The 15,235-nt window shown below is 32.2% G+C and carries 16 protein-coding genes and 1 riboswitch; of the genes, 15 read left to right on the plus strand and 1 reads right to left on the minus strand.

Annotation, left to right across the window (positions count from 1 at the left end; all coding sequences use genetic code 11):
* Nucleotides 1-12: 12 nt before the first annotated feature.
* The 14 genes from E7419_00310 to sigE all read left to right on the plus strand — a co-directional run bounded on the left by E7419_00310 (nt 13) and on the right by sigE (nt 13,780).
* A complete protein-coding gene (locus E7419_00310) occupies nt 13-2,373 on the plus strand; it encodes a ribonucleoside triphosphate reductase (protein ID MBE7013632.1) in 2,361 nt (786 codons plus the stop codon).
* A gap of 10 nt (nt 2,374-2,383) precedes the next feature.
* Entirely contained in the window at nt 2,384-3,283 is a 900-nt protein-coding gene (locus tag E7419_00315; GenBank protein ID MBE7013633.1) for an FAD-dependent oxidoreductase, read from the plus strand.
* Between the two features lie 94 nt (nt 3,284-3,377).
* Nucleotides 3,378-3,911: an inorganic diphosphatase gene (locus E7419_00320; GenBank protein MBE7013634.1), complete on the plus strand. Its 534-nt coding sequence runs from the start codon at nt 3,378-3,380 to the stop codon at nt 3,909-3,911.
* Nucleotides 3,912-4,022: 111 nt separating this feature from the next.
* Nucleotides 4,023-4,733: an rRNA pseudouridine synthase gene (locus E7419_00325; protein MBE7013635.1), complete on the plus strand. Its 711-nt coding sequence runs from the start codon at nt 4,023-4,025 to the stop codon at nt 4,731-4,733.
* Nucleotides 4,734-4,751: 18 nt separating this feature from the next.
* A complete protein-coding gene (locus E7419_00330; GenBank protein MBE7013636.1) occupies nt 4,752-6,890 on the plus strand; it encodes an RNA-binding transcriptional accessory protein in 2,139 nt (712 codons plus the stop codon).
* A gap of 9 nt (nt 6,891-6,899) precedes the next feature.
* Nucleotides 6,900-7,412, plus strand: coding sequence for a hypothetical protein (locus E7419_00335; GenBank protein ID MBE7013637.1), 513 nt, complete (start codon nt 6,900-6,902; stop codon nt 7,410-7,412).
* Between the two features lie 10 nt (nt 7,413-7,422).
* Nucleotides 7,423-8,898 carry an NAD(P)H-hydrate dehydratase gene (locus E7419_00340; GenBank protein MBE7013638.1) on the plus strand — a complete coding sequence of 492 codons (1,476 nt, stop codon included), beginning with the start codon at nt 7,423-7,425 and terminating at the stop codon, nt 8,896-8,898.
* Nucleotides 8,899-8,951: 53 nt separating this feature from the next.
* Nucleotides 8,952-10,106, plus strand: a complete 1,155-nt coding sequence (gene alr / locus E7419_00345; GenBank protein ID MBE7013639.1) for an alanine racemase — start codon at nt 8,952-8,954, stop codon at nt 10,104-10,106.
* A gap of 86 nt (nt 10,107-10,192) precedes the next feature.
* Nucleotides 10,193-10,447 (plus strand): hypothetical protein, encoded by a 255-nt coding sequence (locus E7419_00350; protein ID MBE7013640.1) that lies wholly within the window; start codon nt 10,193-10,195, stop codon nt 10,445-10,447.
* Between the two features lie 2 nt (nt 10,448-10,449).
* Nucleotides 10,450-10,794, plus strand: coding sequence for a type II toxin-antitoxin system PemK/MazF family toxin (locus E7419_00355; protein MBE7013641.1), 345 nt, complete (start codon nt 10,450-10,452; stop codon nt 10,792-10,794).
* Between the two features lie 21 nt (nt 10,795-10,815).
* On the plus strand, nt 10,816-11,238 hold the full coding sequence (locus E7419_00360) for a hypothetical protein (GenBank protein MBE7013642.1): 423 nt from the start codon (nt 10,816-10,818) through the stop codon (nt 11,236-11,238).
* Nucleotides 11,239-11,270: 32 nt separating this feature from the next.
* Nucleotides 11,271-11,384: riboswitch (TPP riboswitch) on the plus strand.
* A gap of 101 nt (nt 11,385-11,485) precedes the next feature.
* Nucleotides 11,486-12,043: an energy-coupled thiamine transporter ThiT gene (thiT, locus tag E7419_00365; GenBank protein ID MBE7013643.1), complete on the plus strand. Its 558-nt coding sequence runs from the start codon at nt 11,486-11,488 to the stop codon at nt 12,041-12,043.
* Between the two features lie 164 nt (nt 12,044-12,207).
* Nucleotides 12,208-13,047, plus strand: coding sequence for a hypothetical protein (locus E7419_00370; GenBank protein MBE7013644.1), 840 nt, complete (start codon nt 12,208-12,210; stop codon nt 13,045-13,047).
* Between the two features lie 22 nt (nt 13,048-13,069).
* Nucleotides 13,070-13,780, plus strand: coding sequence for an RNA polymerase sporulation sigma factor SigE (gene sigE, locus E7419_00375; protein ID MBE7013645.1), 711 nt, complete (start codon nt 13,070-13,072; stop codon nt 13,778-13,780).
* Nucleotides 13,781-13,818: 38 nt separating this feature from the next.
* On the opposite strand, the gene E7419_00380 is transcribed toward sigE, so the two are convergent.
* Entirely contained in the window at nt 13,819-14,673 is an 855-nt protein-coding gene (locus E7419_00380; GenBank protein MBE7013646.1) for a hypothetical protein, read from the minus strand.
* Between the two features lie 113 nt (nt 14,674-14,786).
* On the opposite strand from E7419_00380, the gene E7419_00385 reads away from it, so the two are divergent.
* A complete protein-coding gene (locus tag E7419_00385) occupies nt 14,787-15,233 on the plus strand; it encodes a low molecular weight phosphotyrosine protein phosphatase (GenBank protein ID MBE7013647.1) in 447 nt (148 codons plus the stop codon).
* Nucleotides 15,234-15,235: the final 2 nt, after the last annotated feature.

Genomic DNA, 15,235 nt, shown 5'->3' on the forward strand with positions numbered 1-15,235 from the left:
AGGAGGGGTATTATGTATAATGTTATTAAAAGAGACGGAAAGATAGTTGATTTTGATCTTTCTAAGATAAGCACAGCCATATATCAGGCGTTTGATGCTTGTCAGAAACAGTATAATAAAGATATAATTGATTTTTTGGCTTTAAAAGTAACTGCGGAATTTGAACCTAAAATTGAAGATGGTCATATTGAAGTTGAACATATTCAGGACAGTGTTGAATCCGTGCTTATTAAAGCAGGCTATGATGATGTTGCAAAAGCATATATTATATACAGACGCCAGAGAGAAAAAATTCGTAACATTAATGCCACAATGGTTGACTATAAAGCAATTGTGGACAACTATTTGAAAATAAATGACTGGAGAGTTAAAGAAAATTCAACAGTTACATATTCAGTCGGCGGGCTTATTTTAAGCAATTCAGGTGCTATTACTGCTAACTATTGGTTATCCGAAATTTATGACAGCGAAATCGGAGAAGCACATAGAAATGCTGATATTCATATTCACGATTTATCTATGCTTACAGGTTATTGTGCAGGTTGGTCTTTAAAACAGTTAATTCAGGAAGGTTTAGGCGGAGTTTCAGGTAAAATTACATCTTCTCCTGCGAGCCATCTTGCTACACTGTGTAATCAAATGGTTAACTTTCTTGGAATAATGCAGAACGAATGGGCAGGAGCACAGGCGTTTTCATCATTTGATACATATCTTGCACCTTTTGTTAAGGTGGATAACTTAAGTTATAATCAGGTTAAAAAATGTATTGAATCATTTATATATGGTGTAAATACACCAAGCAGATGGGGTACGCAGGCACCATTTTCCAATATTACTCTTGATTGGGTAGTTCCTAACGACTTATCAGAACTTAACTGTATAGTTGGCGGAAAAGAAATGGACTTTAAATATAAAGACTGTCAGAAAGAAATGGATATGATTAACAAAGCCTTTATCGAAGTTATGATTGACGGCGATGCTAACGGCAGAGGATTCCAGTATCCTATTCCTACTTATTCCATAACAAGAGATTTTGACTGGTCTGATACAGAAAATAACCGTCTGTTATTTGAGATGACATCTAAATACGGTACACCGTATTTTTCAAACTATATCAACTCTGATATGGAACCAAGCGATGTAAGGAGTATGTGTTGCCGTTTAAGACTTGACCTACGTGAATTAAGAAAGAAATCAGGCGGTTTCTTCGGAAGTGGCGAATCTACAGGTTCAGTCGGTGTTGTTACAATTAATATGCCAAGAATTGCATTTGTGGCAGAAAATGAAACAGATTTTTATAAACGCCTTGATCATATGATGGATATTGCTGCTCGTTCATTAAAAGTTAAAAGAACTGTTATCAGCAAACTTCTTGATTCAGGACTGTATCCATATACAAAACGTTATCTTGGCACATTTGATAATCATTTCTCAACTATTGGTCTTGTTGGTATGAATGAAGCATGCCTTAATGCTAAATGGCTTAAAGCAAATCTTACTGAAGAAAAAGCGCAAAAGTTTACTAAAGACGTGTTAAATCATATGAGAGAAAGACTTTCTGACTATCAGGAAGAATATGGCGACCTTTATAACTTAGAGGCAACACCTGCAGAATCTACTGCATATCGTCTTGCCAAACACGACCTTAAACATTATCCAAGTATTATAACAGCAGGGGATAAGGACAAGCCTTATTATACAAACTCTTCACATCTGCCTGTTGGATATACAGAAGATATATTCACAGCCCTTGATATTCAGGACGAACTTCAGACACTTTATACATCAGGAACAGTATTCCATGCATTCTTAGGAGAAAAACTTCCTGACTGGAAAGCAGCGGCAAATTTGGTAAGAAAAATTGCTGAGAACTATTCACTTCCATATTATACACTTTCTCCAACATATTCAGTATGTAAAAATCACGGATATATTGCAGGGGAAGAATATAAATGCCCTGAATGTGGGGAAACGACGGAAGTATACAGCCGTATTACAGGATATTATCGTCCTGTTCAGAACTGGAATGACGGTAAGAGTCAGGAATATTCTGAAAGAAAAGTATACGATATAGAAAATTCACAGTTTAAAGGCGCAAAAAAAGAAGAACAGTCAGTAAAAGAAGAAAATAACAGTGTATCAAAAAATGACGGTTACTACCTCTTTACTACTGCAACTTGTCCTAACTGTAAAATGGCATCAACATTCCTTGATAAAGCGGGAATTTCATACTTGAAACTTTTAGCCGATGAAAATAAAGAGTTTGCAACCGAACTTGAAGTTAAACAGGCTCCGACTCTTGTTCATATAGAAAACGGAAATGTTTCAAAGTATGCAGGGGTTTCAGATATCAAGAAATTTTTAAAGGCGTGATAGTATGAATATATATGATATTATAATAATCGGCGGTGGCCCTGCAGGGCTTACCGCCGCTGTGTACGGTCTTCGTGCAGGAAAAAAAGTGCTTGTTATTGAAAAAGGTACTTTTGGCGGGCAGATTACATCTTCTCCTAAAGTTGAAAATATACCGGGTTTTGTAAGTGTAACGGGAAATGAATTTGCCGAAAAACTTATAGAACAGGCTATGAACTTAGGACTTGACGTTGAATGTTGTGAAGCGTTAGGTATTATAGACGAAGATATAAAAACTGTAAAAACCGATGAGGGAGATTTTTACGCAAAATCTGTAATTATTGCAACAGGTACAAAGCATAGACTTTTAGGAATTGAAAAAGAAGAAGAATTTATTGGTAACGGAATTTCTTTTTGTGCAGTTTGTGACGGCGCATTTTATGAAGATAAAACTGTTGCAGTAATAGGCGGAGGTAATTCTGCACTTCAGGAAGCAGTTCTTTTATCTGAAACCTGCAAAAAAGTTTATATAGTGCAAAACCTTGATTTTCTTACAGGCGAAAAGAAATTAGCAGAACAACTTGAGAAAAAAGAGAATGTTGAAATTATTTTAGGTGTTACCGTAAGTAAAATTATTGCAGATAAAGATATAAAAGGTATAATTATAAAAAAAGAAGCAACAGGCGAAGAAACAACTTTGGATATTGACGGAATGTTTATTGCTGTCGGATTAATTCCTCAGAATGAAATTTTTAAAGATACACTAAAACTTAATGACTGGGGTTACGTTGAAGCAAGTGAAGACTGCAAAACAAACCGTGACGGAATTTTTGTCGCAGGAGATTGCAGAACAAAAAGAATACGTCAGGTTGCAACAGCTGCATCTGATGGCGCAATTGCTGCCCTTGCTGCTTGTGATTATATTAAGTAAAAAAATATCAACTAAAAGTTGATATTTTTTTGGGATAAAGGAAATATAATATTTATAATAATTAAATTATGTTAAAAAAGGAGAAGGTTTTTTAATGTCAAATATATGGCACGATATTTCACCAAAGAGAATAAACGCAGAGGATTTTATCTGTGTTATAGAAATTTCAAAAGGTAGCAAAAAGAAATATGAGCTTGATAAAGAAACAGGTTACTTACTGCTTGACAGAATTTTGCATACATCCACTCATTACCCTGCAAATTACGGTTTTATTCCAAGAACTTACGGAGATGATAATGACCCGCTTGATGTCCTTCTTCTTTGCTCTGAAACAATTGAACCTATGACTTTAGTCCGTGCATATCCTATTGGAGTTATATCTATGATAGATAACGGAAGAAATGATGAAAAAATTATTGCTATTCCGTTTAATGACCCTTATTATAATATCTATAAGGATATTGACGAACTGCCAAAACACGTTTTTGATGAAATGAGCCATTTCTTTGCAGTTTATAAAAATTTAGAAAATAAGGAAACAGCAGTAAACGAAGTAAGTGATTATAAAACATCACTTGAAATTATTGATAAGGCGATAGAAAATTATATAGATAAGTTTTGTAAATAATTAAACTATAAATGGGTAAAGATATATAAAATCTTGCCCTTTTTATTTGACTTATTACATAAAATTTGATATTATAAAAGGTAAGAAAATATATGTTTGAAAGGTAATAAAATGATACGTATTGATAAATATTTATCCAATATGGGAAAAGGGTCAAGGAGTGAACTTTCAAAGATTATTAAAAAAGGTTCAGTAACTGTTAACGGAATGGTTATAAAAGATACGTCTTTTAAAGTTGATGAAACGAAAGATGTTGTAACTTTTATGGGTGAAGAAGTGACTTTTAAGAAAAACTTATATATTATGCTTAATAAACCTAAAGGATATGTAACAGCAACTGAAGATAATTATAATAAAACAGTTCTTGATTTAATAGACGACCCTCTTATTAAAAAAAGAGTTGCACCTGCAGGACGGCTTGATATAGATACCGAAGGTTTTGTCTTTTTAACGGATGACGGAGACCTTAACCATTTTATAACAGGTCCGAAATGTCATGTAAGAAAAAGATATTTAGTTCACTTAAGGGATAAATTAAGTGAAGAAGATATTATGAACTTAGAAAAAGGCGTTACCCTTGATGACGGATATTTAACCAAAGAGGCAAAAGTTATCAGGCTTTGCGAAGATAAATGTCTTATAGATTTATATGAGGGAAAGTTCCATCAGGTTAAAAGAATGTTTGAAGCAGTAAATAACCAAGTTATATATTTAAAAAGAATTATTATCGGCAATCTTATATTAGACGATAATTTAGAACTTGGTAAGTACAGGGAACTTACAAATGAAGAAATAGAATTGATTAAGGGAAACGAAATATAAAAGGAAAGGAAATATAAAATGGATATTACAAAAGTTTTGGCAGAAGAATTTAAAATTAACTTATGGCAGGTTGAAAACACTGTCGCACTTATTGACGAAGGATGTACCATTCCTTTTATAGCAAGGTATAGAAAGGAAAAAACAGGTTCTTTAGATGACCAGCTTTTAAGAGAACTTTTTGACAGGCTTACATATCTTAGAAACTTAACCACAAGAAAAGAAGAGGTTATCCGTCTTATAGATGAACAGGGGCAACTTACTGACGAACTTGTTTTAAACATAAATAACGCTAAAACTCTTACTGAGGTTGAGGATATATATAGACCCTATAAACCTAAAAAGAGAACAAAAGCAACAATCGCAAAAGAAAAAGGTTTAGAGCCTCTCGCAATTAAAATTTATCTTCAGAATATATTTGAAGGAGATATTTTGGAAATTGCCAAAGATTATATAGACGAAGAAAAAGAAGTTTTAACAGCCCAAGACGCATTAGAGGGAGCAATGCATATTATCGCTGAAAACGTTTCTGACAATGCAGAAATAAGAAAGAAATTGAGAAGTCTTATATTAAAAAATGGGCTTATTGAAAGTAAGAATTCAAAAGAAGAAAATTCAGTATACGAAATGTATTATGACTATAAAGAGCCTGTTTTAAGAGTTGCTAATCACAGAGTTCTTGCTATGGACAGAGGGGAAAACGAAGGCGTTTTAACTGTTAAAATAACTGTCCCTGAAGAAAATGCACTTGAACTTATATATAACGAAATTATTGTAAATACAGGTAGTATTGGATATTCTTATGTAAAAGAAGCGTGTGACGATGCTTATAAAAGACTTATTTTCCCGTCAGTTGAAAGGGAAATGAGAAATTACTTAACCGAAAAAGCACAGGAAGATGCGATAAAAGTTTTTGCTGTTAATCTTAAAAATCTTCTTATGCAGGCACCTTTTAAAGGTAAAACAATATTAGGTTTAGACCCTGCATACAGGACAGGCTGTAAAATAGCAGTTATTGACAAAACAGGTAAAGTTTTAGATACCTGCGTTATCTATCCGACACCGCCTCAGAATAAAGTAGAGGAAGCAAAAAAGAAAATTCTTTCTCTTATTAAAAAATATGATGTAGATTTAATATCAATCGGTAACGGTACTGCATCAAAAGAATCTGAAATTTTTGTTGCTGACCTTATTAAAGAAACCGATAAGGAAGTTTACTATATAGTTGTATCCGAAGCGGGAGCATCAGTATATTCAGCATCAAAACTCGGTGCAGAAGAGTTTCCTGAATTTGATGTTGCACTAAGAAGTGCAGTTTCAATTGCAAGAAGACTTCAAGACCCACTTGCCGAACTTGTTAAAATTGACCCGAAAGCCATAGGTGTTGGTCAGTATCAGCACGATATGAATCAGAAAAGACTTTCAGAATCACTAAAAGGTGTTGTTGAAAACTGTGTTAACTCGGTTGGGGTAGATGTAAATACTGCCTCTCCGTCACTTTTATCATTCATATCGGGTATAAATTCAACAGTTGCTAAAAACATTTTAACATACAGAGAAGAAAACGGAGAATTTAAAACAAGAAAAGAACTTTTAAAAGTTCCGAAACTTGGCGAAAAAGCATTTTTGCAGTGTGCAGGATTCTTAAGAATATCGGGTGGAAAGAATATTTTAGATAATACATCTGTTCACCCTGAAAGTTATGATGCGGCACTTAAACTTTTGGATATTTTAGGATATTCAAAAGACGATATAGGCAATCTTAATGATATAGAAAAAAAGGCAGAAGAATATAATAAATCAAAAATATGCGAAGAATTAAATATAGGTTTGCCGACTTTAACTGATATAATTTCAGAACTTAAAAAACCGGGAAGAGATATCAGAGATTCTGCTCCAAAACCTGAACTTCGTTCTGACCTTTTAGATATTAAAGATTTAAAACCTGATATGCTTCTTACAGGTACTGTAAGAAACGTTATAGATTTTGGTGCCTTTGTTGATTTAGGAGTACACCATGACGGGCTTTTGCATATCTCGCAAATTTGCGATAAATATATAAAACATCCATCAGAAGTTCTTTCTGTCGGAGATATTGTTAAAGTTAAGGTTTTAAGTGTCGATGTGGAAAAAGGAAGAATTTCACTTACGATGAAATAGGAGAATATAATGGATACTTATTTGGAATTTATTATTAGAAAAAAATATACTTTTGGAAAAATAGTTTTACTCATATTCTTATATACACTTGCATCTGTTCTTTCTGTCGGAGTATTTTTAGTTGCTATTACCAGTCCTGTTGTAATGCAACTTTCAGGCTTTTTAATTGCACTTTTGTTTTTTGGTGTATGGTTTGTACATAAAAAACTCAGTGTAGAATATGAATATATACTTACAAATGATGAACTTGATGTTGACAGAATTGTTGCCAAAAGGTCGAGGAAAAGGCTTGTTACTGTATCCGTTAAGAATTTTGACGAATTCGGACAGGTTGAAGATAATAGTATCTTTAAAAGAAAAAGAGAATTTAAAGTAGTTTTAGATGCAAGTATCGGAAAGGATAGTATTAACAGATGTTATGCGACATTTTATAACAAACATGGTGACAGAATGCTTTTAATATTTAATCCAACAAGTAAAATGACAGATGCTTTTAAAATCTACAACAAAAATATAAAATAGAGGTATAGTTATGTATTTAGCCTTATCAGCACATATTAAACAACTTGATAAACTGGCAAGTGAAAAATATAATATTCCCGTATCCACTCTTATGGAAAATGCAGGTAAAAGTATATTTGAGGAAATAAAAAAAGATAATCTTGGAAATGACTTTTCTATATTTTGCGGAAAAGGAAATAACGGGGGAGATGGCATCGTTCTTTCCAGATACTTAAAATGTGATGGGAATAATGTGCGCGTATATTTAACCTGTAAGGAAGATGAGTTTAACGAGGTCGTTTTGGAAAAATATCATGATGCCTTAAACTGTGGGGTGGAATTTAAGGATTTTACTGAACAAGTACCTGAAAATTCAGTTGTTGTTGATGCTCTTTTAGGAATATCTTTAACAGGAGAACCTAAAGGAAATATTAAAGAAGCAATTGATAGAATTTCAAATCTTAAAAATACAGTTGTATCAGTAGATGTGCCAAGCGGCGTGAGTGCTGATACGGGTAAGGTTTCAAAAAGTGCTATTAAAGCAGATTATACATATACTTTGGCACTTGATAAAGTCGGGCTTAATGTATACCCTGCAAAATCTTATGTGGGGCAGAAAAAAGTTCTGGATATTGGCATACCTTATGAATGTGTAAATGAACTTGTATTTAAGAACCATCTTACAGATTCAGAAACTGTAAGAACACTTTTACCGAAAAGAAAGCCTGATTCACATAAAGGAGATTATGGTAAGGTAGGAATAGTTGGCGGAAGTTATGGTATGGCAGGCTCGGTGTGTTTATCTGCTATGGCAGCGCTAAGAATAGGAGCAGGACTTTTATACGTGTTTGTTCCTGACGAAATTTTTTCTATTGTATCTTGTAAATTAACTGAAGCAATAGTGGTAAAAGAAAGCGAAATTGCAAATTATTTTGATAAACTTGATGCTATTGCAGTCGGAATGGGGTATTGCCAGGATTTAAAGAAAAAGCATATAATAAAACAGATAACTCAAAAATTTTCAAAGCCTGTTGTGTTTGATGCCGGCAGTATCGGATATCTGGCTTTAAATAAAGAGTTAATCAAAAATAAAAAATGCTCTGCAGTTTTAACTCCTCACACAGGGGAATTCTCCAAACTTATAAATATGGATACAGAGGAAATAAATTTAAACAGAATGTATTTAACTTCAAAGTTTGCTAAGGAATTTAATTCAGTTATACTTCTTAAAGGTGCATCAACATTTGTTGGAGGAACTGACGGTAATATAAGAATAAATCCTACAGGTAACTCCGGAATGGCTACTGCAGGTTCAGGAGATGTATTATCCGGAATAATTGCAGGTCTGCTTGCACAGGGACTTAGTACTTTTGATGCTGCAAGTTTAGGTGCTTATATTCACGGACTTTCAGGTGATTTGGCATCACTTAATAAAACGGAATATGGTTTAATTGCTTCGGACATAACGCAGTATATTCCTGAGGCTTTAAAACAAATTTTTAGTTAAATTTGTTATAATTAAGAAAAAATAAGTAAATTATAATAAGGGTGAAAGTTGAAATGGATTTTCATAGGTCAAGAACATGGGTTGAAGTCAATCTGGATATTTTTAAAAATAATCTTAAAATTATAAGAGAACATATTGGAAAAAGCGTTAAACTTCTTGCAGTTATAAAAGCAGATGCCTATGGGCATGGTGCTATAGAACTTGCAAAAATATGCGAAGAAAATGAAGTCGACCATTTTGCTGTTGCATGTTTACAAGAAGGTATCAAACTAAGAAAAGCAGGAATAAAAAAACCGATACTTGTTCTTTCTTATATTGACTTTAAGGATATTGATGAAGTAATCAGGTATGACCTTATCCCTACCGTTTATGATTTTGAATTTCCAGATATTTTAAATCAACACCTTAAAAGTATTAACAAAATTTTAAAAGTTCATATTAAACTTGATACAGGAATGACAAGGCTTGGATTTGATGCTTCATCTTGTTATGAAACTGTTAAAGAAATCGAAAAAATAAATAATCTTTCCAATATCGAAGTTGAGGGTATATTTACTCATTTTGCCGATTCTGACAACGAGGACTTGGATTTTTGTGACAGACAGCAGGAACTGTACCTGAATGTTTTAGGTGCTCTTAATAAAAAAGGCATTGAAATTCCGATAAAGCATACTTGCAACAGCGCAGGTGTAATTGCTTGTAAAGATAAGCATCTTGATATGGTACGATGTGGAATTATACTATATGGGTATTATCCCGAAGAGCATTTAAAAAATGTCTTACCTGGCATTAAGCCGTTTCTTACATGGAAAGCGAAAATTTCTCAGATACGCGAAGTTTCATCTGATGTTACTGTAAGTTACGGCAGAACAAAAAAGGTTTTAAAAGGTACAAAACTTGCCGTAGTTTCAGTAGGCTATGCAGACGGATACAGAAGAAACCTTTCAAATGATTTCTATGTTTTAATAAACGGGAAAAAAGCACCGATTACGGGCAGAGTTTGTATGGATCAGATTATAGTTGATATAACAGGAATTGCAAATGTTAAAAAGGGCGATGATGTTATATTAATAGGAAAGAGCGGCAAATGTGAGATTACCGCAGACGATATGGCAAAAAAACTTGGAACTATAAGTTATGAAATTTTGTGTGATATAGGTAAACGTGTTGAAAGGGTATATTTTGTCGATAATGAGCAAAAAAGGTAAATTTTGATGTTTGACTATATGTATAAAAAATAGTATAATGATTTTACAAAGAATTATCTCTAAAAAAATAAAGGGAGGAGATAACATTGAAATCATTAGAAAAAATCGAAATTGAAATACCTAAATCATTATATGACGAATTAAAAAAATTAAATATTGATATAAAAAAAGAAGTAACCGATGCGCTTTTTAAAAAAGTAAGATATACTTTTAAAAAGAATGAATTAAAAGAAGGATATCTTAAGATGGGCGATATAAATTTGGGGTTTGCAAAGATGTGTTTGGAGGCAGATGAAGATGCTCTTAAAGTAACAGAGCAGTATTTGACGGAGTGTGAATAAATTTGCAAATCAAACGTGGAGATATTTATTATGCCGATTTAAGCCCTGTAATAGGCTCTGAACAAGGCGGAATACGGCCGGTAGTTATAGTTCAGAATGATGTGGGCAATAAATACAGTCCAACTGTAATCGCAGCGGCGATAACAAGCAAAATAAATAAGGCAAAACTGCCAACTCATATTGAGATAGATGCAGAAACATTTGGATTACCTAAAGATTCGGTTATCTTAGCCGAACAGGTAAGAACTATTGATAAAAAACGATTAAGGGAACGAATTGGGCATCTTAATGATGACTATATGTATAAGGTAAGCGATGCTTTAAGTATAAGCTTCGGTCTTATGTAAATTAACTAAGGAGCGGGAAAAATGAAAAAGAAAATATTGTTGACACTGGGTTTTATATTAGTTCTGTCGTTAAGTTTTTTAACAGTAATAGGAACTGACGATCCTCTTATTACCGAAAGTTATTTAAATGATGTATTTATGCAGGAAGTAAAAGACTACATAGATGCAAATAAAGGCGGCTCTTCCTTTGAAGTTGTTTCAATAGAACAAGGTAAGACTTTTATCGGTAAAAGTGGGTGCGAAGTGATTTTAAGGCAAGGTAAAGCCGAAGTACTTGGCTCGGAACTCGGAGGACTTTCTGATGTAACAATGGCAGGGGATTTGTCAACCGGCTATGATATGCCGGCAAATCATCTTCTTATCATTCCAAGAGATGACGGAAGAGGATTTAAGGCAATAACCAATGTTGTAATTATGGTTAAAGGAAACTATGAAATAAAATAAATATTGACATTTTTTTCATTTTATAATATAATGATGTCAACAAGGGGAGCCTTAATGAGTTTTACTCAGGCTGAGAGGAAGGTTTGACTTCGACCCGTAACCTGATTTGGATAATGCCAACGTAGGGAATATTTTGTATGCGCATAATATACCACAGGTCTTGTTACCTGTGGTTTTTTTGTGAAATTTAATTGGGTTATTCCTTGTTTTAACTAAACAGATATGTTAATAAGAAAGGGGAAAAATTATGGAACAAAAAACATTTAATTTAACAAGAGCGGCGGTTATGATTGCTCTTTCTTCGGCACTGTCTTTTTTTAAGATAATAGAACTTGCAAACGGTGGTTCGGTAACTTTAGGAAGTATGGTACCTGTTATACTTATATCATTTGTTTTAAATGCAAAATGGGGGATTTGTTCTGCATTTTGTTATTCACTTATACAAATGTTAATCGGAGGTATTGCCGCACCGCCTACCCAAAATTTTTACTATTATTTTTTAGTAATAATGTTAGATTATGTAGTTGCGTATACAGTGCTTGGCTTAGGAAAAACTTTTAGTGCATTTATAAAAAATAAAACAGCAAAACTTATAACAGGAACATTTGTTGTTGTGTTTTTAAGATTTGTTTGTCACTTTTTGTCAGGGATTCTTATATGGAATGTTTATGCGCCTGAAGGTCAAAGTGCTTTCTTATACTCTCTTATATATAACGGTTCTTATATGGGTATTGAACTTATTATAACTGTTGTTATTATAACTGTGATTTCTAAAATTACATATTTTAAGAATATTATTAAATAGAATGTTATTATCAGAACGACACATAGGTCGTTCCCTACTGGTTGCTGTCTGGAGTTTTTTAAAAGCCCCTAAAGAAATGTCGAAACATTTTTGTATTTTCATACAATGTTTCGACATTTTTTATTTATGTAAAGTATTATAATATATCGTGTGAGGTGACTTAAGTGACGGTATACTGGGATATGATGTTTTTAATAAACTTTGCAATTGATTATATAATACTTTATTCAACTGCTAAAACATTATTTCTAAAAAGAAATATTTTTAAAATTTTATCAGGTGCTTTAATAGGCGGAATATACGGAATATTTGCTTTTGAAAAATCTTTTGTTTTTAATACTCTTACATATATTTTTGTAACGTTTTTTATCCTTTATGTTACTTTTTCAAAATTGAATTTCAAGATTGTTTCTACCTTTTACATAATCTCATTTCTCTTTGGAGGGATAAGTGGTTATTTAAATAATTTGTATGGAGTGATTAAAATGTCAAACGGTTTTTTTTACATTGAAAATAATTTACTTGCAGTGATTCTGGGAGTTGTACTGTCTTCTTTTATTGTTGTAATTTCACTAAAACTTATAAAAAGAAATACTATAAAACTTAGGCAAATTAAAACCGTTGATATTTTTTGTGATGGGAAAAGCGTAACAGTATCAGGTATGCTTGATACCGGTAATTTGCTTTTAGATCCTATAACAAAGTATCCTGTGATACTGGTAAATTTTTCTGATATAAAACAAATAATTAATAAAGATTTAGAAAAATTTTTAGAGGAAAATGATAATCTTTGTGTAAATATAAACAGGAGAATTATAAATAAAATAAGGCTTATTCCTTATAAAAATTCAAGTTCCAATGATATTTTAAAAGGATTTAAACCTGATTATATTGTCATAAAGGAGGAAAAAGAGAGAAAAATAACGGATGTTATAATTGCAGTCACTTATAATAAATTGTCAGAAAATAACGAATTTAATGCAATATTAAATCCACAGATATAGCCATCGGCTCTAGGAGGTTAATATGAAACTTATAGAATGGGTAGATTTATTTTTAAAAAAAATTTTAAAAACTGATAATATTCTCTACTATATTGGGGGAGCAGATATTCTGCCACCCCCTCTTACCCCTTTGGAAGAAGAAGAATATTTAAAAAAGAAACAAAGCGGTGTTCCGGGAGCAAAAGAATATTTAATCGAGCATAACTTAAGGCTGGTAGTTTATATTGCCAGAAAATTTGAAAATACGGGGATAAATGTAGAGGATTTAATATCAATAGGAACAATAGGACTTATAAAAGCAATAAATACGTTTAATCCCGATAAAAATATTAAACTTGCTACCTATGCTTCCAAATGTATAGAAAACGAAATTTTAATGTATTTAAGAAAAACATCAAATCAGAAAACAGAAATTTCAATTGACGAACCGTTAAATGTTGACTGGGACGGAAATGAACTTTTGCTTTCAGATATACTTGGAACGGATAATGATATTATATATAAAACTCTTGAAGAAAAAGTAGATAAGGAACTTCTGACAGAAGCATTATCCAAACTTTCACAAAGAGAGCAAAATATAATGAATTTGCGTTTTGGTTTAACAAGCGGTCCTGAAAAAACTCAAAAAGAAGTTGCTGATATGCTTGGAATAAGCCAGTCGTATATTTCAAGGCTTGAGAAAAAAATAATATCAAGATTGCAACGGGAAATCATAAAGATGATGGAGTCATAAATTGAAAAAGTAAAAAAGCATCACTATGTGATGCTTTTTTATATAATATATTGAATTGTAAATCCTGATAATGTACCGATTAAAATGAGAATAATAAGTATAGTAATATTTTCTTTTAAATTTTTGTTTCTTTTAAATAATACTAAAAGCCCGACTCCTGCACCCGAGCATAATCCTGCTACAAGTGATCCAAATGAAATTATTCCATTTAAAAAACCTTGTGTTAAAATAACCGATGCCGCACAGTTTGGTATAAGTCCTATTAAAGACGCAATAAATGGCTGAATAAAACTTTCCTTTAAAAAAAGAGAAGTTAATTTTTCTTCGCCTGTAATTTCTATTGCAAGACTGAAAATAAAAGATGCAATAAATACAAATAAAAATATTTTAACAGTATGTATAAGTGCTGATTTTATAATGCCGTCTTCACAACTTTCGCAGTTTCCGTGAAAATGGTGATGTTCATTACTGCTATCGCAAATTATCTCTTTTTTGTTTTTATATATTAAATCTATTATAAATCCGAAAAGAATTGCTATTATTATTTTAATTAAAATAAGTTCCAATACTATGTGTGACTTTTGAGGGGTGGAAAGTATAATCGGAATTGCCTCATCACTTGTTGCAATAAAGATTGCAATAAGAGTTCCCAAAGTTATCGCACGCTTTGAATACAAATCTGATGCAATAACAGAAAATCCACATTGGGGAATACTTCCGAAAAGTCCTCCGAAAACAGGCCCTGAAAATTTGGTTTTCATAAGTTTGTGGCTTAAATGTGTATTATTTTTATGTTCAAAATATTCAATTAAAAGATACATTAAAAATATAAAAGGTATAATTTTAATTGTGTCTAAAAAAGAATGAAACAGTGTATGTGTTAAAAGGTGCATATAAAAACCTCCGTAATAAATCACATTATATTATATCATAGTATTATGTGATTTTCAAATCTTTTTTATATTTTAAAAGTTTGTTATAATTAAAAAAAGAAAGGAGAGTTATTATGATTAAAGTACTTTTTGTTTGTCATGGAAATATTTGCAGAAGTCCTATGGCTGAATTTATATTTAAGGACCTTGTAAAAGAAGATGACAAGGAATTTCATATAGAATCGCGTGCAACCAGCAGAGAAGAGATTGGCAACCCTGTTTATCCTCCTGCAAAAAGAAAATTAAAAGAATATGGCATTTTATGTGATGGAAAGGTTGCAAAGCAAATAACAAAAGAGGACTATGAAAAATTTGATTATATAATATGTATGGATAATAACAACTTAAGAAATATAAGATATGTTGTTGGAGAGGATACTTATAACAAAATTTCTCTTTTAATGGAATGGACAGGCGAGAAAAAAGAGGTTAGTGACCCTTGGTACACGGGGGATTTTGAAACGGCATACCGTGATATATTAAAAGGCTGTAAGGCCGTCAGAGATAAACTATATACATAAAA

It is taken from the genome of Oscillospiraceae bacterium, assembly GCA_015068525.1.
Taxonomy (GTDB): Bacteria; Bacillota; Clostridia; order UMGS1840; family HGM11507; genus SIG450.